Source organism: Acinetobacter sp. YH12126, assembly GCF_013418745.1.
GTDB classification, from domain to species: Bacteria; Pseudomonadota; Gammaproteobacteria; order Pseudomonadales; family Moraxellaceae; genus Acinetobacter; species Acinetobacter amyesii.
The window spans coordinates 160,484-185,766 of record NZ_VPBM01000006.1 but is presented as its reverse complement, the minus strand read 5'-3'; the positions used below and the strand labels follow the sequence as shown (position 1 = coordinate 185,766).

Annotated in this window: 25 protein-coding genes; 4 read left to right on the top strand and 21 right to left on the bottom strand. The window is 42.2% G+C overall.

Features of this window, described 5'->3' with window-relative positions:
• Positions 1–3: 3 nt before the first annotated feature.
• The 7 genes from paaG to paaA form a co-directional block, all read right to left on the bottom strand.
• Positions 4–795, bottom strand: a complete 792-nt coding sequence (paaG, locus tag FTU62_RS05630) for a 2-(1,2-epoxy-1,2-dihydrophenyl)acetyl-CoA isomerase PaaG (RefSeq protein WP_180084975.1) — start codon at positions 793–795, stop codon at positions 4–6.
• The gene (locus FTU62_RS05625) at positions 795–1,565 is read right to left on the bottom strand and encodes an enoyl-CoA hydratase-related protein (protein WP_180102144.1); all 771 of its coding nucleotides are present in this window, start codon (positions 1,563–1,565) and stop codon (positions 795–797) included. Before FTU62_RS05625 ends, paaG begins: the two co-directional genes overlap by 1 nt.
• Positions 1,566–1,590: 25 nt before the next feature.
• Positions 1,591–2,649, bottom strand: a complete 1,059-nt coding sequence (gene paaE, locus FTU62_RS05620; protein WP_180102102.1) for a 1,2-phenylacetyl-CoA epoxidase subunit PaaE — start codon at positions 2,647–2,649, stop codon at positions 1,591–1,593.
• Positions 2,650–2,710: 61 nt separating this feature from the next.
• Complete coding sequence (gene paaD, locus FTU62_RS05615) at positions 2,711–3,211, bottom strand: 1,2-phenylacetyl-CoA epoxidase subunit PaaD (protein ID WP_180102101.1); 501 nt, start codon at positions 3,209–3,211, stop codon at positions 2,711–2,713.
• A 27-nt stretch (positions 3,212–3,238) separates the two neighbouring features.
• Positions 3,239–3,994: a 1,2-phenylacetyl-CoA epoxidase subunit PaaC gene (gene paaC / locus FTU62_RS05610; protein WP_180035204.1), complete on the bottom strand. Its 756-nt coding sequence runs from the start codon at positions 3,992–3,994 to the stop codon at positions 3,239–3,241.
• Between the two features lie 15 nt (positions 3,995–4,009).
• Entirely contained in the window at positions 4,010–4,300 is a 291-nt protein-coding gene (paaB, locus tag FTU62_RS05605) for a 1,2-phenylacetyl-CoA epoxidase subunit PaaB (RefSeq protein WP_078193737.1), read from the bottom strand.
• A gap of 37 nt (positions 4,301–4,337) precedes the next feature.
• Positions 4,338–5,282, bottom strand: coding sequence for a 1,2-phenylacetyl-CoA epoxidase subunit PaaA (gene paaA, locus FTU62_RS05600; RefSeq protein WP_111884663.1), 945 nt, complete (start codon positions 5,280–5,282; stop codon positions 4,338–4,340).
• A gap of 262 nt (positions 5,283–5,544) precedes the next feature.
• On the opposite strand from paaA, the gene paaZ reads away from it, so the two are divergent.
• The 4 genes from paaZ (at position 5,545) to FTU62_RS05580 (ending at position 10,807) form a co-directional block, all read left to right on the top strand.
• Positions 5,545–7,659 (top strand): phenylacetic acid degradation bifunctional protein PaaZ, encoded by a 2,115-nt coding sequence (paaZ, locus tag FTU62_RS05595; RefSeq protein ID WP_180102100.1) that lies wholly within the window; start codon positions 5,545–5,547, stop codon positions 7,657–7,659.
• Between the two features lie 301 nt (positions 7,660–7,960).
• Complete coding sequence (locus tag FTU62_RS05590) at positions 7,961–9,346, top strand: MFS transporter (protein WP_180102099.1); 1,386 nt, start codon at positions 7,961–7,963, stop codon at positions 9,344–9,346.
• Positions 9,347–9,742: 396 nt separating this feature from the next.
• Positions 9,743–9,979, top strand: coding sequence for a VF530 family DNA-binding protein (locus FTU62_RS05585; RefSeq protein WP_078193741.1), 237 nt, complete (start codon positions 9,743–9,745; stop codon positions 9,977–9,979).
• A 129-nt stretch (positions 9,980–10,108) separates the two neighbouring features.
• Entirely contained in the window at positions 10,109–10,807 is a 699-nt protein-coding gene (locus tag FTU62_RS05580) for a DUF1826 domain-containing protein (protein WP_180102098.1), read from the top strand.
• A 67-nt stretch (positions 10,808–10,874) separates the two neighbouring features.
• Here FTU62_RS05580 and FTU62_RS05575 read toward each other — a convergent pair whose 3' ends face one another.
• From FTU62_RS05575 to nirD, 14 genes are all read right to left on the bottom strand, one after another.
• Entirely contained in the window at positions 10,875–11,084 is a 210-nt protein-coding gene (locus FTU62_RS05575; protein ID WP_180102097.1) for a hypothetical protein, read from the bottom strand.
• 257 nt (positions 11,085–11,341) lie between these two features.
• On the bottom strand, positions 11,342–11,584 hold the full coding sequence (locus FTU62_RS17375; protein ID WP_257223068.1) for a hypothetical protein: 243 nt from the start codon (positions 11,582–11,584) through the stop codon (positions 11,342–11,344).
• 240 nt (positions 11,585–11,824) lie between these two features.
• On the bottom strand, positions 11,825–13,228 hold the full coding sequence (locus FTU62_RS05565) for an amino acid permease (protein ID WP_180035198.1): 1,404 nt from the start codon (positions 13,226–13,228) through the stop codon (positions 11,825–11,827).
• Between the two features lie 213 nt (positions 13,229–13,441).
• Positions 13,442–14,080, bottom strand: coding sequence for an ATP-binding cassette domain-containing protein (locus tag FTU62_RS05560; protein ID WP_180102096.1), 639 nt, complete (start codon positions 14,078–14,080; stop codon positions 13,442–13,444).
• On the bottom strand, positions 14,067–14,765 hold the full coding sequence (gene modB / locus FTU62_RS05555; protein ID WP_180102095.1) for a molybdate ABC transporter permease subunit: 699 nt from the start codon (positions 14,763–14,765) through the stop codon (positions 14,067–14,069). The genes FTU62_RS05560 and modB overlap by 14 nt, the downstream gene beginning before the upstream one ends.
• 3 nt (positions 14,766–14,768) lie before the next feature.
• Complete coding sequence (gene modA, locus FTU62_RS05550; protein WP_180035195.1) at positions 14,769–15,530, bottom strand: molybdate ABC transporter substrate-binding protein; 762 nt, start codon at positions 15,528–15,530, stop codon at positions 14,769–14,771.
• A 9-nt stretch (positions 15,531–15,539) separates the two neighbouring features.
• Positions 15,540–16,790 (bottom strand): molybdopterin molybdotransferase MoeA, encoded by a 1,251-nt coding sequence (locus tag FTU62_RS05545; RefSeq protein WP_180102094.1) that lies wholly within the window; start codon positions 16,788–16,790, stop codon positions 15,540–15,542.
• Entirely contained in the window at positions 16,787–17,710 is a 924-nt protein-coding gene (moaCB, locus tag FTU62_RS05540; RefSeq protein WP_180023676.1) for a bifunctional molybdenum cofactor biosynthesis protein MoaC/MoaB, read from the bottom strand. The genes FTU62_RS05545 and moaCB overlap by 4 nt, the downstream gene beginning before the upstream one ends.
• Positions 17,711–17,761: 51 nt before the next feature.
• A complete protein-coding gene (locus FTU62_RS05535; protein WP_180102093.1) occupies positions 17,762–18,328 on the bottom strand; it encodes a molybdenum cofactor biosynthesis protein MoaE in 567 nt (188 codons plus the stop codon).
• A gap of 2 nt (positions 18,329–18,330) precedes the next feature.
• Positions 18,331–18,582 (bottom strand): MoaD/ThiS family protein, encoded by a 252-nt coding sequence (locus FTU62_RS05530; RefSeq protein WP_180102092.1) that lies wholly within the window; start codon positions 18,580–18,582, stop codon positions 18,331–18,333.
• Positions 18,583–18,584: 2 nt separating this feature from the next.
• Positions 18,585–19,622 (bottom strand): GTP 3',8-cyclase MoaA, encoded by a 1,038-nt coding sequence (moaA, locus tag FTU62_RS05525; RefSeq protein WP_180102091.1) that lies wholly within the window; start codon positions 19,620–19,622, stop codon positions 18,585–18,587.
• 356 nt (positions 19,623–19,978) lie between these two features.
• Positions 19,979–20,602 (bottom strand): molybdenum cofactor guanylyltransferase, encoded by a 624-nt coding sequence (locus tag FTU62_RS05520; protein ID WP_373886327.1) that lies wholly within the window; start codon positions 20,600–20,602, stop codon positions 19,979–19,981.
• Positions 20,602–23,394, bottom strand: coding sequence for a nitrate reductase (locus tag FTU62_RS05515; RefSeq protein WP_180102089.1), 2,793 nt, complete (start codon positions 23,392–23,394; stop codon positions 20,602–20,604). The genes FTU62_RS05520 and FTU62_RS05515 overlap by 1 nt, the downstream gene beginning before the upstream one ends.
• Positions 23,395–23,620: 226 nt before the next feature.
• Entirely contained in the window at positions 23,621–25,231 is a 1,611-nt protein-coding gene (gene nirD, locus FTU62_RS05510) for a nitrite reductase small subunit NirD (RefSeq protein WP_180102088.1), read from the bottom strand.
• Positions 25,232–25,283 lie beyond the last annotated feature (52 nt).

Below are 25,283 nucleotides of genomic sequence, written 5' to 3'. Positions count from 1 at the left end.
GATTTAGCATCCTGTATATTGTGGTGTACGTTTTTGCATAAAGGCTTGTACGCCTTCACGATAGTCACTGCTACGCCCTGCTAAACGCTGTAAATCACGTTCTAAAATCAATTGCTCATCGAGGCTATTAGCTGCTGCAGCATGAATGGCTTTTTTAATCAATGACAAACCATAAGTGGGTTGTGTCGCTAAATGTTCTGCCAATTTGCTGGCTTCGGCTTTCAGTTTTTCGTCTTCAACCACTTGCCAAATCATGCCCAATTGTTGTGCTTGCTCAGCAGGAATCTTATCGCCAAGCATAGCCAAAGCCATTGCTTGTGCACGACCAACCAAACGTGGCAAAAACCATGTTCCACCCGAATCTGGAACTAAACCTAAACGACAAAAGGCTTGAATAAAGGATGCTGATTTTGCAGCCAGTACAATGTCACACGCCAAAGCAATGTTGGCACCTGCACCCGCTGCTACACCATTCACTGCACACAGTACTGGTTTCGGCATTTCAGTAATCAGTTTGATCAGTGGGTTATAATACATTTCAATCGAGCGGCCTAAATCAGGTGCATCGGCATTTGGATCAACCACGCGGTCACTTAAATCTTGTCCTGCACAAAAACCTCGACCTTCCGCAGAAATCACCACTGCACGAATCTCAGCATTTTTTGCCCATGCTTTGAGAACTCCTGAGACTTCTTGATGCATGATTTCATTAAAGCTATTGAGTTGCTTTGGACGATTAAACGTTAAATAACCGACTGCATTTTTTTCTTCGACAATAATTGTTTGGTAATCCATTACACACCTCTAAATGCGGGTTGTCTTTTTTCTAAGAAAGCTTGAATGCCTTCCTGACGATCTTGGGTTGCTGCCAACCACACAAAATGTTGACGCTCGAGTTTTAAACCCTGGCTTAGGGTCACTTCATGAATACTTTTTAGCGACTGTTTAATCACACGAATCGCTAGGGGGGCTTGCTTGGCAATTTTTTCTGCCAATTCAACGGCATATTGCACCGTTAAAGCTGTTGGGAAAATTTGACTGCTGATCCCGTATTGCAATGCGGTCTGTGCACTGATCATTTCACCTGTCATCGCCCAGCGCATACACAATTGTTGACCGACGAGACGTGCCAAACGCTGTGTTCCACCTGCCCCGGGCAACATGCCTAAACCAATTTCTGGTAAAGCAAATTGTGCATTTTCACCACTCAACACAATGTCACCATGCAATGCCAACTCAAAACCTGCGCCTAAGGCATAACCGTTGACGGCCATAATTAAAGGCTTTGAAAACTCATCAATCCGCTTCCACAACTGTGGTCGTTGATCCTGTTGAATGCTGACCACATCAAGTTGGGCAAGCTCATTCAAATCCGCACCTGCAGCAAAGCATTGTGAATGACCTGTAATCACGACTGCACGCACTTCACGGTCTGTATCTAAGGTTGTTAGATAATCCGCGATCTCTTGCAATGTGGCATTGTTTAAGGCATTGCGTTTTTCAGGGCGATTCAGTTCAATGAGCACCACACCGGTTTTTGGAGAACTACTTTTTAGATATTGCATGTCCATACTTTCATTCCACACAGCGTTATTCATCAAAACTTAAGCGTACATTGGCAGTGGTTGGACGGGCTTGGCAGCTCAAGACATAACCTCTTGCAACTTCATCCTCTTCAAGGCTGTAGTTGATGGCCATTTCGACTTCACCTTCAAGCACCTTACACTTACAGGTGGCACACACCCCACCTTTACAGGCATAAGGTAAATCTGCACCTGCACGTAATGCGGCATCGAGGATGCTGTCATCTTGTTTTGATACCTCAATGATCAACTCACGACCATCTAAAATAATGTTGACCTTTTCTTCACTACGTTGCGCAACTTGTTGTGCTGATGCTTTTGTAGTCGTACCTGTATTAAAGCGTTCTGTATGAATCTTGCTGCGCTCAATCCCTAGCGTCGGCAAAATTTCCTCAACGGCCGTCATCATCTCTTCTGGACCACAGGCGAAACAGTGATCGGTATCTGTACGAATCAAACCGGCTTTGGCCAACTGCTGCAGCTTTTCAGCATCAATACGACCGTTAAAGATCTCGCTGTCATTCAATTCACGTGAAAAAATATTCACCAATTGCAAACGCTGATGAAAGCGATCTTTAAGATCCATGATTTGTTCAGCAAACATGGTTTGTTTCCATGAACGATTGCCATAAACCAGTGTAAATGTGGCATCTTGCTGACGATTCAGCACTGATTTCACGATGGATAAAATTGGCGTAATTCCACTGCCTGCAGCAAAGCCTAAATAATGTTGTCCACCGACTTTTGCTGCTTTTTGGAAAAACACCCCTTGAGGTGGCATCACCTCTAACACATCCCCTACTTTGAGGTGTTCATTTGCCCATGTTGAAAATTGACCTTGATCAATTTTTTTAATGGCAATACTCATATCTTCTTGCACATCGCTACAAATCGAATAGCAACGACGAATTTCACCTTGCTCTGTGAGATGGCGAATAGTCAGGTGTTGACCTGGTTGATATTGAAACGCTGAGGTTTGTTCATCTTGCACAGCAAAAGAAATACAAATGGCATTTTCCGTTTGCGGCTGGATTGATTTAATGGTTAAGGGAATAAATTGACTCATTGTTAAAATCCTTCTTTTATTTTATTGCTGTGCTGTTCAGCGCACATCGATGTCCATTAGATTAAATACATTTAAAGTAATCAAAGGGTTCTAAGCAGTCTTTGCAGCGGTATAAGGCTTTACATGCAGTAGAACTAAACTCACTTAACAGCTGTGTATGTGCACTGCCACAATGTGGGCAAGCCACGCCATCCGTCAGCGCCACATGCGTACCACACAGATGAGATGAACCTTGTGGTGGTGCAATACCGTATTCACGTAGCTTTTCTTTACCTGATTCACTCATCCAATCCGTGGTCCATGCCTCAGATAAATCCACCACTACTTTGACAGGGTGAATGTCATGCGCCAACAACGCTGTTTTGATTTCGTCTTTGAGTAAATCAGTGGCAGGACAACCGCTATAGGTTGGTGTCAAACGCACCACAATCTCTTGGCTTGCATTGATTTCTACACCACGAATCATGCCCAAATCCAAGACCGATAACACCGGAATTTCTGGGTCAGACACCTGTTGTAAAATCTCCCAACATTGCTGCTCAACGTGTTGAATTCGGTTCATGTCACTCACTCCCTGTGAACGCTGTGATTACCACACCATCTCTGGATAGCTGCGTTGTAAATATTGCAACTCGGCAAGGACATAACCTAAATGTTCAGTATGCAAACCTTGCTTGGCTCCACTACGGTAGGCTCCCTCTTGTGGTAGTTGTAGCTCGAAACGCGTTAATTCCGATTGAATCAGTTCTAACCATTTCGCAGGCAATATTGTTAAGTCAGGAATAATGCCCACTTCCACCAATTGTTTTTCATCATTGGTCAGTGCAAATAGCTCTTCGGTAAAACGCCACAATTGATTTAAACCATGTTGCACCTTGTCATGCGCTTCTTGCGTACCCAGGCTTAAACGTTCCATCCAAGCTGTTGAAAAACGTTGGTGATATTTCACTTCTTTGAGAGACTTAATCGCAAAGGCAGACAGTTCGGCATTGTTGCTATTGCTTAACGCGGCAAATAACAAGGCATGATAATGATCCATTAACCATTGACGTACGATGGTCTGTGCAAAGTCGCCATTGGGTTGTTCACAGAGCAGTAAATTGCGATATTCACGCTCAGTTCGGAAGTACGCTAAACGATCTTCATCACGTCCTAAACCTTCAATACTCCCTGCCAGTGAAAGCGCAGTACGTGCCTGACCTAATAAGTCCAAGCCAATATTCGCAAGTGCGATATCAAGCTCAAGTTCAGGTGCATGCCCACACCACTCTGCTAAACGATGTGACAAAATCAGTTGGCTGTCACCAATGTGTAATAGAAATTCGGATAAAACTTTATTGGTCATGCTGTGATCCTCCAATTACATATGCTCAATGCCGTGTGGAATATTGTAAAAGGTTGGATGACGGTAAACCTTATCCAAATGTGGTTCAAAAAACTCCGCTTTTTCATCTGGTTGTGAACAAGTAATTAACTCAGATTTGACCACCCAAATACTGATGCCTTCGTTGCGGCGGGTATACACGTCACGCGCATTTTGTAAGGCTATTTCATCATCCGGTGCACGTAAACTCCCAACATGGCGATGACTTAAACCTTGTTTGCTACGCACGAAGACTTCGTATAAAGACCAATTGTTTTTGTTATCCATGATTGAACTCCCTGTATGTTATTAATGACTTAAATACTTATGCGATTTTGCGCGTGTCATTGAATTGCTGTTGTTTTTTGGCATAGCTTGCTGCTGCATCACGAACCCATTTGCCGCCTTCCCATGCTTTACGACGTGCTTCAATACGTTCATGGTTGCATGGACCTTTACCTGCGATCACATTAAAGAATTCAGTCCAATTCACTTCACCAAATTCATAATGCCCGGTCTCTTCATTCCACTTCAGGTCTGGATCTGGCACAGTTAAACCAAGCTGTAAAACTTGTGGCACGGTGTTATCCACGAATTTTTGACGTAAGGCATCATTACTAAACAGCTTAATTTTCCAATTCATGCTTTGTTCACTGTTCGGTGAATTGTCATCACTTGGACCAAACATCATGAGTGCAGGCCACCAAAAACGATTGACTGCATCTTGCGCCATTTGTTTTTGTTCAGGTGTGCCTTCTGCTAAACGCATCATGGCTTCAAAGCCTTGACGTTGATGGAAACTTTCTTCTTTACAAATACGCACCATGGCACGTGCATAAGGACCATACGAAGTACGGCACAAAGCAACCTGATTGACAATTGCCGCGCCATCGACCAACCAACCAATGGCTGCGACATCTGCCCAACTTAAGGTTGGATAATTAAAGATTGATGAATACTTCATGCGACCTGCAATCAGTTTATCCATCATATCGTCACGATCTGCGCCTAAGGTCTCAGCTGCGCTATAGAGATATAACGCGTGACCTGCTTCGTCTTGTACTTTGGCAAGTAATACCGCTTTACGTTTTAAGGTGGGCGCACGGGTAATCCAATTGCCTTCTGGCAACATACCAATCACTTCAGAATGTGCATGTTGTCCAATTTGGCGAATTAAAGTTTTACGATAAGCGTCTGGCATCCAATCCTTTGGCTCAATCGATACATTATTGACAATGTTGTCATCAAATCTTTGTTGTTGCGTGTTCATGTTGTCTCACTTATCCCAAGTGTCGTTAGATTCAAATTAATACGATACAAAAAATAATTCAATTGATTTTTATTGGTATCATATAAATATTTTTAACATCTATTAATAAGATATTGTTTTTATTTAATTAATATTTTTTTTATACTAAAAAATAATTTTTTTAACAAGGAATTTGATTGACAATCTGTTTTTTTGAATGCAATTTATGAAACACATATTATAAATTTAATATTAACAACGTATCATAAATGGAGTTATATCGATGTTGGATCTTGAGCAAAATTCACAAGACAATACCATTTCAGTGGATGGCAAATATGAGCCATCGGAATCTTTACTGCGCTTAAGTTCATTGGTTCTTGGACAAGAACACGTTGCATCAGCAGACTTACGTACAGTATTTCACGCCATTTCAGGTCAAGTCATTTACCAAGTCAGTAGTCATGGCATTGACACTCAAGCCGTGGTGCAATATGCCAAAACGCATGGTTCAAGTGTTGCCAATTGGACCTTTCATCAACGTGCCAATGCATTAAAGCAAATTGCACAGTACTTATTGGAACGTAAAGAAGACTACTATGCCCTTGCCGCAGCAACGGGCTGTACACGTAAAGATGCGTGGATTGATATCGAAGGTGGTATCGGTACATTATTTGCCTACTCAAGTTTAGTCCGCCGTGAGCTGAGCGATGAAAAAGTTTGGATTGAAGATGACTTCATTCAACTGTCTAAACATGGTTCATTTGGTGCTAAGCATTTACTGAGTCCCAAAGCTGGCGTGGCAGTGCATATCAATGCCTTTAACTTCCCGATTTGGGGCATGCTGGAAAAAATTGCACCGACTTTATTGGCGGGTGTGCCGTGTATTGTAAAACCAGCAACAGAAGGTGCTCAGTTGACCCATGCGGTGGTGAAAACCATTCATGAAAGTGGTTTCTTGCCTGAAGGTGCATTACAGCTGATCTGCGGTCAAACCTACGATCTCTTTGAACATTTAAATGAACAGGACACCGTGACATTTACTGGTTCTGCCTCAACGGGACAAAAATTACGTGCACATCCGCATTTAAATGCCTATTCCATTCCATTTAGTATGGAAGCCGATTCAGTCAACAGTGCCATCCTAACAACCCAAGCCTCAGATGAAAGCATTGATTTGTTTGTCTGTGAAATTTTCCGTGAAATGACCACCAAAGCCGGACAAAAATGTACCGCGATTCGCCGGGCATTTGTCCCTACGGCTTTATTAGAGACGGTGCAACAGCGTTTGATTGAGAAGCTAAAAAAAGTCGTGTTGGGTGATCCAAGCCAAGAAGGTGTGACGATGGGTGCTTTGGCGAGCTATAAACAAAAGCTCGATGTTGCAGAAAAAGTCGAAATATTGGCACAAGATGCTGACATTATTTTTGGCAGTCATTTACGCCAAGATATCACGGTAAATGGTGCATATCATGAAAAATCAGCCTTATATCCACCTACAGTCTTACTTTGCCGTCAACCACTTGACGCACAACACGTCCATCAGGTTGAGGCCTTTGGCCCTGTGGTCACACTGATGCCGTATAGCACAGAAAGCGAGTTGGTAACCTTAGTCGCAAAAGGTGAAGGCAGTTTGGTGGCGTCCATTGTGCGCAATGCGGATGAAAATATTGAAAGCTTGGTCGCAAAAATTGCACCATGGCACGGTCGCCTGCATATTCTAGATACCGAAAGTTCACGTGAAAGTACAGGTCATGGTTCACCCCTACCACTTTTAGTCCATGGTGGACCTGGGCGTGCGGGTGGTGGTGAAGAATTAGGAGGCTTACGTGCAGTCAAACATTATATGCAACGTACAGCATTACAAGGCTCACCAAATGTGTTAACCCAAATTGGTCATCGCTGGACAGCAGGTGCACAAGTCTTTGAAGATCGCGTGCATCCATTTAAAAAGTCATTTGATGAACTGCGTATTGGTGAGCGTTTACTAACAGCACGACGCACCATTACCGAAGCAGATATCGTTAATTTTGGTGGTTTGAGTGGCGACTATTTCTATGCACATATGGATAAAATTGCCGCTGCAGAATCATTCTTTGGTGAACGCGTTGCGCATGGTTACTTTATTGTATCTGCAGCAGCCGGTTTATTTGTAGATGCCGCAGCAGGCCCTGTTATTGCCAACTACGGTATGGATAATTTACGTTTTGTTGAGCCGGTCAAAATTGGTGACACCATTCAAGTGGAACTGACCTGCAAGCAAAAAACACCAAAAACCTTGCGTGATCCTGAACAAAAACCACACGGCGTGGTGGTTTGGGACATTAAAGTGAAAAACCAACGCGGTGAATTGGTGGCAACCTATGACATCTTAACGCTTGTCGAGCGTGATGTATAATTTCGACTCAACCAAAAAAGGAATCAATATGATTCCTTTTTTTTATTTCATAGATATATCTGTATCTTTTTTTGTAAATAGCATTGACGAATAATGAATTTCAACCTAAATTCGATTAATGATACTTTTTAAAATTAAAATAAATAATAAATGTATCAAATATATTTCAATAATAGCTTTGCACAGGAAGTTGCAAAATGAATGACAAAACAATGGTTATAGAAACAGTTGGTTGCATCAAGCAACCTGCCATTTTAATCAAAGTAGGTAGTTATATGGACATGAATAAAAGGAATTTCGCATGAATAATTCGCAAATAGAAATGAATACACCAGAACTTGCAATGGATATCCCCGAACAATCGAGTACACAGAAAATTGCTTTAGCAACCATCGTTGGTACCACCATCGAGTGGTATGATTATTTTATTTATGCTGCTGTTGCAGGTTTAGTTTTTAACCAACTTTTTTTTACACCTGCCGGACCTGCTTTCGGAACCCTATTAGTCTTCGCCTCGATTGGTATTAGTTTTATTTTCAGACCCTTTGGTGCCTTTATTGCAGGTTACTTTGGCGATAAATTAGGACGTAAAGCTGTACTCGCTATGACTTTGCTTTTGATGGGTGGGACGACGACCATGATTGGTTTACTTCCAACCTATGAGAATATTGGTATCGCAGCTCCGATCATTTTAATTTTATTGCGTATTTTACAAGGTATTTCTGCAGGTGGTGAATGGGGTGGAGCTGTATTAATGGCTGTTGAACACGCTCCTACCAAAAAACGTGGCTTATTTAGTTCATTTCCACAGTTAGGTGTACCACTAGGTTTGTTACTTGCATCCTTTGTTCTGGTGATTATGACCGCTTATGTTTCTCCTGGTGACGCATTTTTAGAATGGGGATGGCGCGTACCATTTTTACTCAGTATTATTTTATTTGGTTTAGGCTATTGGATTCGTCGCTCAGTTGAAGAAAGTCCAGTGTTCGAACAATTAAAAGAGCGTAAAAGCACAGCAAAAAAACCAATACGGGAACTATTTTCTGAGTATAAAAAACTTATTTTAACAGCTTCCCTTCTTACTGCTGGTACAACTTCACTTGGTTATATGACAGCAGGCGGTTTCATTCAAAGTTTTACTACTAATCCAAATGGCATGGCGTTAGATCGACCAACAATTTTGAGTTTAGTCTGTACTTCTGCAGTCATTTGGACATTCTTTACTTGGCTTTCAGCAGTCATGTCCGATAAATTTGGTCGAAAACCTATTTATATTTTAGGTTCAATCATCCAAATTTTAACTGCACTATTCTTATTCCCATTGGTTAGCACTGGTGAATATGTATACATTATGCTTGGTTTAGCAATACTCGCTATGGGAATTGGAATCACCTATGGTGTGCAAGCTGTTTATTATTCTGAACTCTTTCCTGCATCTATTCGATTCTCTGGTATTTCGATTACTTATGCACTGGGTTCAATCATTGGTGGTGCATTTGCTCCCCTGATTGCTGCAGCTTTAATCACTAAAGCTAACGGCATTTTCTTGGTAAGCACCTATCTGACGGTTATGGCTGTTATTGCTTTCATTGCAATCTGTGTACTTAAAGACCGCACAGGTATTACACTGGAACCAACCGATGAAGCTGAGAATGCACAAAAGAAATCGCCATTTGTTTGGAAATAATCTTAGCGTTTAGATTTTTAAAATGACTTGCACATGATGTCATTAAAAATAAGACTTGACTCGGACTTTTCAATCCGAGTTTTTTCTTGACTGATGCTTATAAATTTCTGCATATACTAACAGTCAAAAGAAGTATAGGCTGACTAACTAAAAATGAATTGTTTAAATTAATTATTTTATGAATGTTAATTCTTCTTTTATTAATTTTACGCTTATAAATCTCATACCCAAGATCTTATCTAGAGTGTTTCTTTGTTTTTAAGAAATTTTAGTCTTGCAAAATGGCTTCGGAAATAAGTTAAATATTGAATATGAATCACATTTCAATTTCAAACCCTCTTATTTTCAACTCGCTCAGGTTATAATAATCGTCTCCCAAAATATGATTGATCTAAGATGAGCACCTCCAATGACCCTTTACACGGCAAAAAACTTGCTGACATCTTGGATGAATTATTGGATTACTACGGCGGTTTTGAGGGCTTAAGCCGTAAAATTGAAATTAGATGTTTTTGCATAGATCCAAGCGTTAAATCATCACTACGATTCTTACGTACTACACCTTGGGCACGTGAAAAAGTAGAAAGCTTATATTTGTATGTCTTACGCCAAAAAGCCAAACAGAAAGCATAACGATTAATACCTAAGCTCAAATAATCTTGTATAGCAGTTTGTGTTTTAAGATAAAATGAAACTGCTGAATCCTTCTAGCTATTCCTTGCACGCAGTATCTTCGCCTCAGATTTAATTTGATCCCTATTTATGAGCAATCCTTTTTCTCAGTATCCTCAAATTGGTGTAGTCACTACATTTTCTGAATTGATTCATCGTCATTTTGAAGGTCAAATGAATGCGCTTTGCTGGCAACGTAGCTTACAAGGCGACTTTAAAGAAATAGTCGAAAAACTCGAACTGATTGAAAATATTACTGAAGTTTCTATAGACGATCTGATGGAATTAAAGCTTTCAGCGCAAGGTCATTTAGCCAGAGAAATCATTTTAAATGACATGCAACAATTAACAGCATTTGGTGCATCACCCTCGCTGAATTTGCTCAAATGTTATGAACGCGATGATGAATTCGATTTCATCTCAACCGATGTTTATTCTTTTCATGTTGATCGATCACCCATCGCTACCGATACCTTTTTATGTACGTATTATGGTGCTTCTAGTGATATTGTGCCAAATGATCAAGTCACACAAAAAATCTTAATTCCTGAAATACGAGAGCAACTCAAAGCTTTATACGATGGCCCTGACTCAGAGTTTGATGACTTTTTAAAGGAATATTTTTTTGATTTACATTATCAACTCAAAGACAATGCTGTGCCTGTAAATTTAGGCAATGGTCATCTATGGCGTTTAGCGGTGGATCATCCTACACAGCCAGTTTTACCTTGTGTGCACCGCGCACCTGTTGAAAATGCAGGTGAATATCGGCTTATGCTGATTTGCTGATTTGCTGATTTGCTGATTTGCTGATTTTAAATATTGATAAATCCTGAGTCCATACGATCCATTCTGTCTAATGAATGAACCGTAATTGAGATCGAGCTGAATTAAGGCAGCGGTAAAGCACTGGCAGTAGCCAAATATCTGTTTGTGCTTGGTCGTATTGTACCTTGGCAAATGTAGATTCAAAACTGCTGACATTTTTAGCAAAAGTACTTTGTAAGGCCATCGAAATACCAACAGCTAAGCCTAGACGTATAAACGCCGTAAAATATAAAGACATGATTTTTCCCACTCATTTATTAAAAAAAATAGACGTATAAACGCCGTAAAATATAAAGACATGATTTTTCCCACTCATTTATTAAAAAAAAGTGGCGGGAATGTTTTAGGCTACCCCGCCATTAGCGGGGCATAAACAGGAGGAGGTGTTTGCAGTAAGAGATCAGGCGCTTGATAAAGATTCGTCCAAACAAATTTTGGCGAATATTCAAAGGCCTGGTGCGCAATAAAAATAATCGATTGTTGGTTTTGTACAATCTAATGCGTCATAGACGGCAAATACTGTTGATAATCTTCACCGAGTTGCAGATCACTTGCGATATTTTTGATTGGCTTGCTATTTGATTCATCAGATGCTTGATGCAACGAATGCTGTGGATTGGTTTCACTGCTGACGCATAAGGTATTTTGATGATGACCAAAATGATAGCTTTGAACAACTTGGGTTTGCTCTTCATGCACACAGAAAGCGGCTGCCACGTTCCAAAGGCTTTGGAACATGAACAATCCGACTAAGACTGTTATCTATGTTGCAGAACGCATATTGCATCAATCAAGAAAATTTTAACGATTATAAAGCTTGGAGTCAGTCGAAGGTCAAGTGAATTTTTGAATTTGTCTTAAAAATGGATTGCCATAGAGATATAACCTAACCCATTCACCTTAATCCCCTTACATGGCACATTCTAAAGATTATCCATTGGTTCACGTTTACGATTTTTATCAGCGATACCTTTATTTTTAATTCAGTTCGGAATCATTCTTCAACTTAGCTTTTCTTGTCACCACTATGCCGCAGAGAACTACCAATGTCGTAACACCTAAAGATAATGAAGTCTCATAACTGTAGGCTGGAGATAAAAACATATAGATCAGCACACTTAAAATCACAATAATGACAGCCCATGTCAGCCATGGAAATAGCCACATTTTAAATGCAACCTCAGTTCCATTTTTTTCGATTTGTGTTCTCAATTTAAGCTGTGAAAATGCAATCACTAAATAAACCAATAAGGCAATTGAACCTGTGGTTGAAAGTAAAAATCCAAATACTTGGCCTGGAAATAAATAATTGACTGCACAGCACATTAAGCCCACTACAGACGATGCAAATACAGCAATTGCAGGCACACCAGAGGCATTAATTGATGTGACCCATTGAGGTGCTTCTTTGCGTGTCCCCAATGAAAATAGCATCCTTGATGAACTATAAAGTGCAGCATTCATACAACTTGCAACCGCAATAAAGACTACACTATCAATAATCAATTTTGATTGAGGGACATTTAAACTTACCAAGACATATTGGAAAGTGCCTAATTGTTGTAATTGTGGTGAACGCCAATCTACCAGTGCAACCGTTATAAAAATTGAAACCACAAAAAATAAGATGACCCGATACAGTACTAAATTGGTTGCACGTTTAATTTTTTGTTCAGGATCTTTTGATTCTGCTGCAGCGATAGACAGTATTTCTACACCAAAGAATGAAAATGCTGAAATCAATATTGCTGAAAGTACACCACCCAGGCCATTTGGCATAAATCCATCATTTTTAAACAGATTTTCTACACCACTTACATTAGGTGCTAAGGGCCAAAACCCCAATATGGCGGTGAGTCCAATGCCGATAAAAATTACAATAGCCAAGACTTTTATCAGAGAAAACCAAAATTCAAACTCACCAAAACTCCGAGTACTAAAAAAGTTCGCTAAACTGAGAAGCACAATAAAGAATGTCGCAAATACAGCACTTGATATTGAAGGAAACCATGCATGCAGAATTTCTGCACCAGCGATTGCTTCAATTGGAATAACTAAAACCCAAAACCACCAATATAACCATCCGATGGTAAAGCCCGCCCAAGGCCCAATGGCTTTTCTTGCATAGGTTGAAAATGAGCCGGTGTCAGGTTGAGCTACAGCCATTTCTCCCAACATTCGCATGATTAAAAAAACCAAAATACTGGTAGTAATATAAGCAAGAACGGCGGCAGGCCCTGCTTTTGCAATCGCAGCAGATGATCCAACAAACAGTCCAGCACCAATTACACCACCAATACTGATCATTGTAATATGCCGATTAGATAGCCCTGCACCCAGTTTTGCAGTTGAATTATGTGTGGCTAAGCTATCATCATGCATCGATTAGATTCCCTGTCTGCACGGTCAGTCGTACAAATCATTATTTCCAAGATCATTAGGAATAAAAAAGGGAAAACGCTGTGTTCTCCCTTGTTTTGTAACAATTTAATCTAGAAAATGAGTTTTTCATAGTTCTAATCAAAACTTTAAGATGCAGCTTAATACCATTTTTTTATCTAATTCACTGTTATTACTTATATAATTTATATTTATTTAAAAACTTATTTGACCATTTTCTAGATACAAAATATGGGCTTTTAAATAATCTAACTCATCGCCATGATGCGTAACATATATCATCGGCAGCGCCAACTGTTCTTTCACCGTGTTTAAAAATGGCAATATTTGATCTTTCAGCCTGCGGTCCAGTCCTGTCAGCGGTTCATCTAACAGCAGTAAGTCAGGCTGTGACAGCAATGCGCGTCCTATGGAAACGCGCTGCGCCTCACCGCCAGAAAGTTCATGCGCCCGCCGTTTAAGCAGTGGCTGTAACTCAAGCAGATTAGTCACTTGCTCAAATTTAAATTTCGCATTTTCCTGAGCGCCTAAGTTCTCCGCATATTGCAGATTTTGCTGCACATTCATATGCGGAAAAAGCCATGCTTTTTGAAAAATCAGCGCAATGCTGCGTTGATGCATCGGCACATTAATCTTCTGCGCCGTATCGAACACATCACGCTGATTCAGCGATATATAACCTTGCTGCGGCTGCAGCAAACCAACCAAATTTTTCAGCAGCGTAGACTTGCCGCTGCCTGATGGCCCCATAATGCCAAGCAGCTGTTCTTGCATCTGCAGCCGAGCCTGCAATTGAAAATCTGCATATTGAAACTGAAAATCACACTGAAGCATGGCCGGCTCCGAGTTTTCGCTGATAGCGCTGTAAAATATAATAATTGGCAATCAATGCGCCAAAAGCCGCCAGCAGTGAAAGGATCACTAAACGCATTGCGGATTCTTCGCCATTGGGCTGCTGTATCATCGAATAGATAGCAATTGGAATGGTTCGGGTTTCATCAGGAATATTACCCACAAAGGTAATGGTTGCGCCAAATTCGCCTAAACTTCGGCTAAATCCTAAAATGCTCCCGATTAAAATGCCCGGCAATGCCAGCGGCAGGCTAATTGATGCAAATACCCGTAACGGATGCGCGCCTAGTGAGCCTGCAACCTGCTCCAGCTGCTGATTAATCATTTGAAAAGACAAACGGATCGGCTGCACAATCAGGGGAAATGACACAATCATGGATGCTAAAACGGCGCCTTTCCAATTAAAAGCCAGTTGAATGCCCCATTCATTGAGCAGCTTGCCGATCCAGCCATTTGAACCAAACAGCACCAATAGCAGATAACCTAAAACCACCGGCGGCAGCACCATCGGCATTTGTAACAGCGCTTCGACTAAAAATTTCAAATGAAACTCATAGCGCGCCAGCACCCAAGCCAGCCCAATAGCAAATGGCAAGCAAAATACAGTGGCGCAAACGGCAACCTTAGCCGACAGAAACAAGGCGCTCCACTCTTCTGGGCTGAGCATGCTTTAGCCTTTCACACCAAAGCCATAATGCTTAAAAAGCATTTTGCTTTGCGCATGGTCTTTAAGATAACGGTAAAACTTCACGGCCTCAGGTTTAGCTGCGCCTTGATATGTTAAAGCCAATGGATAAATGATCGGTTGATGAGTATGATTTGGAAAAATCCCGGCTATTTTAACTTTAGAACTGATCAGCGCATCGGTACGGTAAACAATCCCCGCTTGGCACTCACCGCGTTCAACAAAAGCCAAAGCCGATCGTACATCATCTGTCCCGACAATCCTTCCATTCAAACTTGATAGCCAGCCCAACTTGGTTAGGCTTTGTTTAGCATATTTTCCAGCAGGTACAGACTCCATTTGCCCTGTACATAAGTGACCTTTGAATGCCTTGGCAAAATTAAACTGCGGCACGGCTTTAAATTGCATATTCACCGCTTTAGGCGTAATCAGCACCAAATCATTGCTTAGCATGTTGAATACTTGCTTTGCAGGTATTTTCTGTTTTTGCACCAAATAATTCATCCAGTCCACATCTGCTGAAAAATACAAATCACTTGGCGCACCGGCTTCAATCTGTTTGGCTAAAGCAGATGACGCGCCAAATACCGGTACAATTTTGATGTCTGGATTCTGTGCCTGATATTGCTTTGCAATATCGCTGATAGCATTGCTTAAACTGGCTGCAGCATAAATTTTGACTGTTTCCGCCTGAGATGCGCCAGCAATGAAGCTCAGTCCTAGTGCTAAAATAAATTTGAATCGCATAGCAAACTCCTAATGCTGAATAAATACGCCTTGAAGAATTTGTCCTGCTTGCACAGACTGCCCTGCAGGAATCCGAACAACGCAATTAGCTTGCATTAAATTGCTCAACATATGCGACTGCTGTTTAGACAGGCTGGTTAGTTGAAGCTTGCCTTGCTTATCAAAGTGCGCCGACATTCTTAAAAACCGCTCACGTGCATCTGCTTTTAGGTCATGTGTCATGACTGCGCTGAACCAGTCCAGCGCAGGTGTTTGACCTTGTAGGGCTTTCAATAATCTATCTGTATAAATTTGCATGCCGACATAGACTGCAGCGGGGTTGCCCGGCAGTCCGAGTAAATAACAGGAACTGCTGTCAGGACGTCGATATTGTGCAAACAGCATCGGTTTGCCGGGTTTTTGTTTCACTTTCCAGAAAATTTGCTGAAAACCGATGTCCAAGGCTGCCGGCCGAACAAAATCATAATCACCGACAGATACGCCGCCAGTCGTTAAAATTAAATCAAAGCTGTCTTTTAAACGGTTGAATAAATCTAAAACCGCCTGTTTTTCATCTGCAATATGAATCACTTCAACTTGGACGTGCTGCGACTGAAACCATACTAAAATCAGCGGCGCATTGGCATCAAATATTTTACCAGCACGGTAATCTTCTATATTTTGCGCAACTTCATCACCTGTAATTACGACCGCAATTTTCGGATAGGCAAAAACTTCGCAGTGTGAAATACCAGCCATACTGAGCGCTGCAATTGATCCAACCGTCAGCTTTTGACCACGCGCTGCTAAACATTGTCCAAATGAAATTTCCTCACCTGCATCTCGAATATCTGCATGCGGGCTTAAGGCTGCAGTCAGTTCAATCTGCTGTCTATCCGCCTTTACAATTTCTTGCCGCGCTACAGTTGCCGTGCCTTCAGGTATCGGCGCGCTGGTAAATATGCGGACAGCTTGCCCTGTTTTTAAGCTTATTTCAGCCGTTAGCCCTGCGCGGATTTCTCCAATCAGCTTAAATTGCGCGCCGGGTTTAATTTCACCCGCTGCGCAAATGGCATAGCCATCCACTGCGCTTTGCGCAAATAAAGGCAGCTGAATTGGTGAATGCACATCTGCCGCCAAATAACGGCCTAAAGCGTGCTGAAGCGCCAAAGTTTCATGCGCTAAACTTTGCGTATGTGTCTGAATCAGCGTAAGCGCTTCGTCCACTGAAATCAGTCCAACCTCGGCCCCGCAGCCTGCGTGCAATACGGCTTGGTTCATTGGTAGCCTCCTGCATGCGGAATATTCTTCTGCACATCAAATAGATGCACCAAGGCAGGTAAAATGGCAATCAATGATTCTTTTGCGCCTTGTCTGCTGCCCGGCAGTGTAATGACTAAACTGTCATCAATATAGCCGGCAACACCGCGGCTGAGGGCCGCATAAGGGGTGCGTTTCTGCCCAAAACTGCGGGATGCTTCCATCAGCCCTGGAATTTCCCGTTTTAACAGCGGCTGAATGGTTTCAACGGTTAAATCTTTCTGGCCTAGACCTGTACCGCCCACGGTCAAAATCAGCGGATATTGCGTCTTATGCTGTTCAATAAGAGCCAAAAGCTGTTCAGGACTGTCCGGTATCACTTGATAGCTGATGTTGCTGAAATTCGCTTCTTCTAAAATTTCGAGGACATTTTGCCCTGCAGTATCTGATTTTTTACCGGCAGCAACCGTATCTGAAAGCACAATAATCGATGCCGATAAGCTTTCTTTCAATACACGGGTAAAATGTGATTTACCGCCTTTTTTCTTTTGCAGTTTCACCTGATCTAGGCATAAATCTTCAGGCTCACAGTGCGGTTTCAGCATGTCATACAGCGTTAAACCGGCAAGACTGACCGCAGTTAATGCTTCCATTTCCACACCCGTTGGGCCAATGGTTTCGACCACAGCACTGATTTCGACATGCGCCTCAAATAATTCATATTCAACATCTGCACGGTAGATCGGCAGCGGATGACACAGCGGAATGAGTTCATCCGTGCGTTTTGCGCCCAATATACCTGCAATCCGTGCGGTTTTCAGCGCATCGCCTTTTTCTGTATTGCCATTACGCAGCAGTTCAATGCAATGTGGCGGCGCATGCAGAATTCCAGTTGCAATGGCTGTACGGTAACTTTCCGCTTTCATGCCCACATTTTTCATTGCTTTGTCCTTATCTTATTCATTTGCGTCTGCAGTATTAAATTTGGAGTTTTATAGGTGCCATTGGTAAATATTGGCGTTCAAATGCATGGTCTGATGGCTGTTTTGATGTGCATGTTCACATGACTCGCCATAAATATGAGCATGCTGCGCTGCATGACTTGTCGCCTTGGGCACATGATCTTTACGAATACAGCAGCCCTCTACATATTGGCTGCTGCCGTCCATATAAAACTCTTCTTTCCAGACCGGAACTTCATGCTTAACCCGCTCAACCGCTTCTTCGCAGGCAGCAAAAGCCTCACGTCGGTGCGGCGCATAGGCCATGGCGATAATGGCGGTATCACCGACCTGCAGCGCGCCAATACGGTGTACAACCCGTACATATGACACGCCGTATTTGGCTTGAATTTCCTGTTCAATTTGCCGGATCATTATTTCAGCCACAGGCGCATAAGCGGTATATTTCAAAGCTTTTACCGCTTTGCCTTCATGGTGATTACGCACCGCGCCTATAAATACACCTATACCGCCGCATTCAGGAAATGCCTTAATGCTGTCAAAATCGGCTTGGCTGAATACCGTGTCTTGTATGCGTGAAATATGCTTGAGCTCCATATTCAGCCTCCCGCCACAGGTGACAACAGCACAACGGTACTGTCCTGCATCAATGCGGTTTGCCTTGGCACAATGTCTTCTCCCATAGCGCAGGCGCAGCGTTCAAGCATGTCGAATGACTGCGGAAATTGATCTGCGACCTGCAGCAAAACCTCTGCGATTGACTGCTGTGCGAAGCAAGTCAGACTCAAATTCTCTGGCAGCAGGCGTTCAATAGCGCCAAAAGATTCTATTTTGATGGTGATCTGACTCATCATTAACCTCCAATCATATGCATGCTGATTTTTCTAGATGGGCTGGATTGGGCAGTTATGGCATGAAAGCCTTGCTCCTTCTGCCAAATATAACTGCCTAATTTTTGCTGCAAAGCCATTGCATCCAACGGCATTAACTCTGTTGTTTTACTGCTTTTCAGTTGCTGAATTTCATGGCTGAGATTTAAACCTTTTCGGGCAAACAGGCAGTTAAAAAACTCGCCTTGCGCATTCAGTCTTAGACGGTCGCAGCTGCCGCAAAAAGAATTGCTGATGGTTGAAATAATGCCTATAGGCAAGCCGTTGATTAAGTATGATCTGGCTGGCGATGTGCCTTGACCGTGCAGTGTTTGCACTTCAAAAACAGTCTTTAGTTTATCCAATATGTCTTGTTCGGTAACGACCGCAGCTTTAGACCAGTTTTGATCGCCATCCAGCGGCATAAACTCGATAAACCGTAGTTCGAAACCTTTTTGCAGCGCCCATTTTGCTAATGGAATGATTTGCTGTTCATTCAAGCCTTTGATTAACACGGAATTGATTTTGATTTCAAAGCCCGCTTGCTGAGCTGCTTCAATCCCATCTAATACAGGCTGTAATTGTTTTTGTGTCAGCTGGAAAAATTGCGCTTCATCCAAACTGTCTAAGCTGATATTTATGCAATCTAAGCCGGCTTGTTTTAAGGCCTGTGCATATTGCTTCAGATAATGTCCATTGGTTGTCATGGAAATACGTTTAAGGCCTAGCTTTCTCAACTGCTGCAGCTGTTGAATAAAATGCACAACGCCTTGACGCATGAGCGGTTCGCCGCCCGTGATCCGGATCTGATCAATCCCGAGCAGCACCATAAATTCACAAAAATTGTAAAGGGATTCAAAACTGAGAAGATTGTGCTTTTTCATCCATTCAGGATGTTCAGGCATGCAATAGACACATTTAAAATTACAGCGGTCTGTCACTGAAATGCGTAACTTGCGTTTTTCACGGCCAAACTGATCCTTAAAAATGGTCACTGGCTGTAATTGTGTCATGCTGTTCATGTTTATCTTCCATGGTGCTGTCATTTGCCCTTTCTTAGCTCAGTACAAATTTTGCGCCCTCTTTTCTTGCAGTAAAAATTGCAATAAGTGTTCCAACTTTGCGCTTTTTTGAATATTTATTTCAGAGGATTTGGTTTGTTTTTTTGACACACAAAATCAATAACTTATAAATAACTAATAGCAATTAAAAATATAAATTGCCGTTAAGCCCATTATCTAAGGTATAAAAGCAGTCTGTTTTATCTCTAGATATCATGCTCAAAAGCTTCATATTGGCTGTAGATTTTCTCTCTGGGTTCAAAAACAGCACATTAGGCTCATTATTTGAAATGAAAGCTCCGCAAAAGGTACAGCTTTTAGAGAAAATTCAGCTGACGGTGCTGCTGCAGCTCATCTAGAGAGTTAATGCTGTGAAAAAAGAGTGCATTATTTTGAAAACGTGCAACTTGCATGTGCATTTTACTAAAACACCCCTTTAAACTGCGCTGTTTTTGATCAAGATACACCTGCAGCATTGTGAGACTGCTTCGTTTCAGCAAACAAAATGGATACAGCGCTTTGCCATTAATTTCCACTACAGCTACTTCACACAAGGGATCCCGCTGCATGGCCTGATGCAATCTCGAAAGCACTTTCTTCGGGATATAGGTCACATCGCACGGGACAAACAAAACATAATCAGACTCAACATGTGACCACGCGCTTTTCATCCCCATCAATGGCCCTAAAAATCCGGCTTCATCATCTTGATAAAAGCGGATCGAGGGAATGAGCCGTTTATAAATCGAATGATCGCGATGGCTGTTGATCCAGACATTTTCTGCCCGTGATTTCAACTGCTGATGGATCTTAATCAGCTGAATTTCATTATCAAATTTTTGCAGCACTTTATTCATGCCGTTCATTCTGCGGGCCTGACCGCCCGCCAAAATAACCAAGTCTGTTTCTGGATAGCTTACTGATTTGGTGATTTTCTTCATCATTCTGCGTACTCCGTCTGACAGGCTTTAATTAAGCCTCGAATTTCTGATAAGCACGATCCGCAATTGCCGCCGGCCTTTAAACATGCAGTAACTTGTTTTTCATGGGTAATATTCTTTTCTTTAATGGTTTCGATAATGGTATTTTTACCGACTTTAAAGCAGCTGCACACCAGCGGACCTGCACTGTTGGTCATGTTCATCGGCTGACCCGCCAGCAGCGCTTTGCGGTGCATTGCGCTTAGACGTTCACGCTTAAACATGCCTGCAATCCAATCACGGTCTGGCAGCATAGAGCGTTGCGCAATATATAGACTGGCAATTAAATGCCCATCTTGCAGCACTACGGTATGACTCAAATCGGCAGTTTGATCTTCCAAATTCAGCCATTCAAAGCTTTCATCGGTAAATGGCAGTAATGTTTTCAGCTGCTGAACCGTGTTTCTAAATTTTTTACGATCGGCCAACTCAAAACGTGTCGCTTTCGCTGTTTTAATTTTGGTCCACCACACCGTGTTTTGAATGGTGTTTTGCACCATTTGCTCAAAGCCGTCACGTACATACAGTACACCTTGCCACTGTGTATAAAACGGCTGTACAAATACAGGTGTATGTTTAAATTCAGGCTCACCAGATAGTGCATCGACCACAGGATTCACCACTTTGCCAATACGCGCATCCGATGCGACTTGGTCATTCCAATGAATTGGCGCAAAAATTTGACCGCGTCGAATTTGACTGCTGACCTGTGCACGTAAAATACATAAGCCCCAGTTAGATTTCACCTCAACCAGTTCACCATCTTTAACACCAAACTTCAGTGCATCTTGCGGGTGTATTTCACAAAATGGTTCGGCGATATGTGTACTCAAGTTTGCAGATAAACCCGTACGGCTCATGGTGTGCCATTGATCACGGATACGGCCAGTATTTAAAACCAGCGGATATTCGCCGCAAATCTTGTTCAAAGGGTCAATAGCGGTTGTTGCTACAAACTTAGCTTTGGCATCGGCATGGCTGAATTGGCCTGCTGCAAACAAACGGCTGACTGCATCAGCGCTCTGATCTAACTGCCAAACTGGCCATTGCACGGGCTTTAATTCAGCATAATCTTGTGCAGATAACTTACTTAAACCCTGCAAGTTAAAGTAGCGAAAAGACTCAGTGGTATCACGTTGATCTAAAGGCGCATTTTGATAAGCAGATAATTTTGCATGTTCAATAAATATGTCATAGCTGCTGCTGTAGTCAAAACCGCTATAACCCATCTTTTTCGCAACTTGTGCAATAGACCACCAGTCTGCTCTGGCTTCACCCGGCGCATCTAAAAAAGCAGTTTGACGTGAAATACGGCGTTCAGAATTGGTAACGGTTCCGTCTTTTTCACCCCAGCCTAAAGCTGGTAAAAGCACATCTGCATATACCGTTGTGTCAGTGTCCTTGCAGATATCTGACACCACTACAAACTCGCATTGCTCTAAGGCACGTTTGACTTGATCTGCATCTGGCAAGCTAACTACAGGATTAGTAGCCATAATCCAGATGACTTTTATTTTGCCGCTTTCAACCGCCTGAAACAGATCAACCGCTTTTAATCCCGCTTTATTGGCAATAAATGGACTTTGCCAAAACGCTTGTACTAATGCCTGATGCGCTGTGTTATCGACATCTAAGTGCGCAGCCAGCATATTGGCTAAGCCGCCAACCTCGCGGCCACCCATTGCATTGGGCTGACCTGTCATAGAAAAAGGCGCTGCACCTAATTTTCCGATTTTGCCAGTCAGCAAATGGCAGTTAATAATACTGTTGGCTTTGTCTACACCGCGCGAAGACTGATTAACCCCCATCGAAAATAGCGACATAACTTTGTCAGTTTGCGCAAATTTTTCAAAAAATAGCTGTAATTTTTCTAAAGAAATACCTGTACGCTCAGCAACTGCTGTCATAGAAGCTTCTGTTTTACTTTGCTCCAGCGCTTGCGCCAAACCTTGAGTATGTTTGGTGATAAAATCTACATCACTATGATTATTTTGTACTAAATACTGCAGCAAACCGTTGAACAGTGCGACATCTTGCCCCGGTAAAATTGGCAAATGCAAATCTGCAGCCTCACAGGTACTGGTAAAGCGCGGATCAATGACCACCACGAACAAATCACGTTCTTCTTTGGCTTTCATAATACGCTGATACAGCACGGGATGGCACCATGCTGTATTGGATCCGACCAGCACCACCATATCTGTATGCTCAAAGTCCTCATAGCTTGCTGGTACAAGGTCTTCACCAAATGCACGCTTATGTGCCGCCACAGCCGATGACATGCAAAGCCGTGAATTGGTGTCAATATTTGCAGTACCTAAATAGCCTTTGACAAATTTGTTAACGGCATAGTAATCCTCCGTCAGCAGTTGGCCCGACACATAAAAAGCGATGCTTTCACGTCCGTAAAGATCTATACATTGCTGAAATTTTTCGGCAATCAGTGCTGTTGCTGTGTTCCAATCTGTAGCCTGACGAGTATGAAATGGTGATGTTTGACGCCCAAGCATCGGCTGTAAAACACGTGTTTCTAATCCAATCGTATCGGCTAAGTTACTGCCTTTAATGCACAGCTTGCCATAGTTTGATGGATGGTTCGCATCGCCAGTCACGCTCACTTTTTGCCCTAAAGCTGTCTGTTCAACTGTTGCGCTCACGCCGCAGCCGACACCGCAATATGGACAAGTGGTTTGCGTTGTTTTAATTTTATTTTCTGTAGAGCTATGCAGTTCCACTATCGGGATGCTATTCACTTCTGCTGGCTCCTTTTCCAATTCTAACGAGGTATTGCAATAATTTTTAATATTAGACTACTTGCATAAGTAGATTTTTAATCAACACTTAATTCATATAGGAAGTTCCCTCTCCTTTTAAAGGATGAGGAACATAGTTCCGCAAGTGGGAGAGGATTTATATGAAAAGCCCCCTCATCCTAACCTTCTCCCAGTGGGAGAAGGGACTTTCAAAATTAAAGACGCATTACCCTGCTTTCTTTAATGCAAAATCCTTACCAAACAGCAATTTGTTTCGGATACTTGAAATTGAAGTTTGATCTGAAATCAATTCTGCATACCATGCCCCGTCTTCAGTATCGCCAAACAGCACAGCACCAATCACTCTATCTTTTTGAATAATAATACGTTTATAGATTTGGCGTTTTTCATCATTCAAAATAATGTCTTCAAAATCATCCAACGGTTCAAAGTTGCCTGCAGAAAAAACATCACAGCCGCTGACTTTTAACTGCGTCGGAACCGTAGGCGCTTTGAAGGTTAAGCTGCCATGTTCGGCCAAATGCGATGCACAAATGAATGCCTGTCCCCAAAGCGGTTCAACTAAACCGAAAGTTTGGCTTCGGTGTTCAATACATTCACCCACCGCATAAATACTCGGATCAAAAGTTTGCATGGTGTCATTCACGATGACACCGCGGCCGCAGCGCAGTCCTGCACTTTGCGCAAGCTCAATATTCGGACGAATACCCACCGCAAAAACCACAAGATCTGAATCTAAAACAGTACCGTCTTGCAAACGCAGCTGCTTCACATGGCCATCTTCACCCATCAACTCTTGGGTATTTGCTGCGGTCATGATTTTTATACCTTTTTGTTCAATCGCATGATTGAGCATTAAGCTGGCTTTTTCATCTAACTGACGGTCCATAATACGATCCATCAAATGCAGTACTGTGACATTCATGCCACGCTGTTTCAGGCCATACGCAGCCTCTAGGCCAAGTAAACCGCCGCCAATCACCACTGCATTTTGCTTAGATTTACAGTAATCCAGCATGCGGTTTACATCATAAATATCACGGAAGCTGAGAACACCTTTTAAGTCAGTTCCCGGTATAGGCGGAATAAATGGCTTAGAACCTGTCGCTAAAATCAGACGGTCATAATCGATGACCAAGCCTTTTTCTGTGTATACCTGCTTGCGCGGACGGTCTATGCGTACCGCCGCATCACCTGCTACAAAACGGATATTTTTGTCTTTATACCAAGCATGTGAATGCAGCATGATATCTTCAATGGTTCTATCACCTGAAAGCACTGGGGAAAGCATAATTCGGTTGTAATTACCCCAAGGTTCTTCACCAATGACCGTAATTTCATAACGCTCTGGCGCCATATCCAGCAGATCTTCTAAGCAGCGCATACCTGCTAAGCCATTGCCGACCAAAACAAGTTTCATCAACTCAGACGATGGCGCGTTATTGGTAATATAGGTTTTTTGAGCAGTTGGACTAATCAGCACACGGCCATTTTCAATTTTGCTTGGAAAAACCAAGAGTTTTTGGTCTTTATCTTCTAAGCAGCGTCCAGTAGCAAGGCTGAAATGCTGTTTATAAATGGGTGATGCCACAACACGCTCACCCTGCAAGTCACCAATAATACCGCGGGACATAACATAGGCTTGACTAAACGGATCTTGATTGCTCAGTGCATAAACCCGCTTTTCTTCACCGACACGGAATATCGCAATTTGCTGATTTTCAATCAGTGCGCCCACACCTGTATTTGGCGTAATATCTTCTAATGCACAAACATCAAACCAGTCTAAATCATTCATTTCTTTTAAAATTGTCATATTCTTCATCCTTTTTTAAACTTCTTTTAGTTCACCATCTTTCGTTTCCGCT

What these genes read in the sequence shown, in the direction of transcription:
- paaG (WP_180084975.1), bottom strand. Translation starts at nt 795, where the DNA reads ATGGATTACCAAACAATTATTGTCGAAGAAAAAAATGCAGTCGGTTAT.
- FTU62_RS05625 (WP_180102144.1), bottom strand. Translation starts at nt 1,565, where the DNA reads ATGCAATATCTAAAAAGTAGTTCTCCAAAAACCGGTGTGGTGCTCATT.
- paaE (WP_180102102.1), bottom strand. Translation starts at nt 2,649, where the DNA reads ATGAGTCAATTTATTCCCTTAACCATTAAATCAATCCAGCCGCAAACG.
- paaD (WP_180102101.1), bottom strand. Translation starts at nt 3,211, where the DNA reads ATGAACCGAATTCAACACGTTGAGCAGCAATGTTGGGAGATTTTACAA.
- paaC (WP_180035204.1), bottom strand. Translation starts at nt 3,994, where the DNA reads ATGACCAATAAAGTTTTATCCGAATTTCTATTACACATTGGTGACAGC.
- paaB (WP_078193737.1), bottom strand. Translation starts at nt 4,300, where the DNA reads ATGGATAACAAAAACAATTGGTCTTTATACGAAGTCTTCGTGCGTAGC.
- paaA (WP_111884663.1), bottom strand. Translation starts at nt 5,282, where the DNA reads ATGAACACGCAACAACAAAGATTTGATGACAACATTGTCAATAATGTA.
- paaZ (WP_180102100.1), top strand. Translation starts at nt 5,545, where the DNA reads ATGTTGGATCTTGAGCAAAATTCACAAGACAATACCATTTCAGTGGAT.
- FTU62_RS05590 (WP_180102099.1), top strand. Translation starts at nt 7,961, where the DNA reads ATGAATAATTCGCAAATAGAAATGAATACACCAGAACTTGCAATGGAT.
- FTU62_RS05585 (WP_078193741.1), top strand. Translation starts at nt 9,743, where the DNA reads ATGAGCACCTCCAATGACCCTTTACACGGCAAAAAACTTGCTGACATC.
- FTU62_RS05580 (WP_180102098.1), top strand. Translation starts at nt 10,109, where the DNA reads ATGAGCAATCCTTTTTCTCAGTATCCTCAAATTGGTGTAGTCACTACA.
- FTU62_RS05575 (WP_180102097.1), bottom strand. Translation starts at nt 11,084, where the DNA reads ATGTCTTTATATTTTACGGCGTTTATACGTCTAGGCTTAGCTGTTGGT.
- FTU62_RS17375 (WP_257223068.1), bottom strand. Translation starts at nt 11,584, where the DNA reads ATGTTCCAAAGCCTTTGGAACGTGGCAGCCGCTTTCTGTGTGCATGAA.
- FTU62_RS05565 (WP_180035198.1), bottom strand. Translation starts at nt 13,228, where the DNA reads ATGCATGATGATAGCTTAGCCACACATAATTCAACTGCAAAACTGGGT.
- FTU62_RS05560 (WP_180102096.1), bottom strand. Translation starts at nt 14,080, where the DNA reads ATGCTTCAGTGTGATTTTCAGTTTCAATATGCAGATTTTCAATTGCAG.
- modB (WP_180102095.1), bottom strand. Translation starts at nt 14,765, where the DNA reads ATGCTCAGCCCAGAAGAGTGGAGCGCCTTGTTTCTGTCGGCTAAGGTT.
- modA (WP_180035195.1), bottom strand. Translation starts at nt 15,530, where the DNA reads ATGCGATTCAAATTTATTTTAGCACTAGGACTGAGCTTCATTGCTGGC.
- FTU62_RS05545 (WP_180102094.1), bottom strand. Translation starts at nt 16,790, where the DNA reads ATGAACCAAGCCGTATTGCACGCAGGCTGCGGGGCCGAGGTTGGACTG.
- moaCB (WP_180023676.1), bottom strand. Translation starts at nt 17,710, where the DNA reads ATGAAAAATGTGGGCATGAAAGCGGAAAGTTACCGTACAGCCATTGCA.
- FTU62_RS05535 (WP_180102093.1), bottom strand. Translation starts at nt 18,328, where the DNA reads ATGGAGCTCAAGCATATTTCACGCATACAAGACACGGTATTCAGCCAA.
- FTU62_RS05530 (WP_180102092.1), bottom strand. Translation starts at nt 18,582, where the DNA reads ATGAGTCAGATCACCATCAAAATAGAATCTTTTGGCGCTATTGAACGC.
- moaA (WP_180102091.1), bottom strand. Translation starts at nt 19,622, where the DNA reads ATGAACAGCATGACACAATTACAGCCAGTGACCATTTTTAAGGATCAG.
- FTU62_RS05520 (WP_373886327.1), bottom strand. Translation starts at nt 20,602, where the DNA reads ATGAAGAAAATCACCAAATCAGTAAGCTATCCAGAAACAGACTTGGTT.
- nirD (WP_180102088.1), bottom strand. Translation starts at nt 25,231, where the DNA reads ATGACAATTTTAAAAGAAATGAATGATTTAGACTGGTTTGATGTTTGT.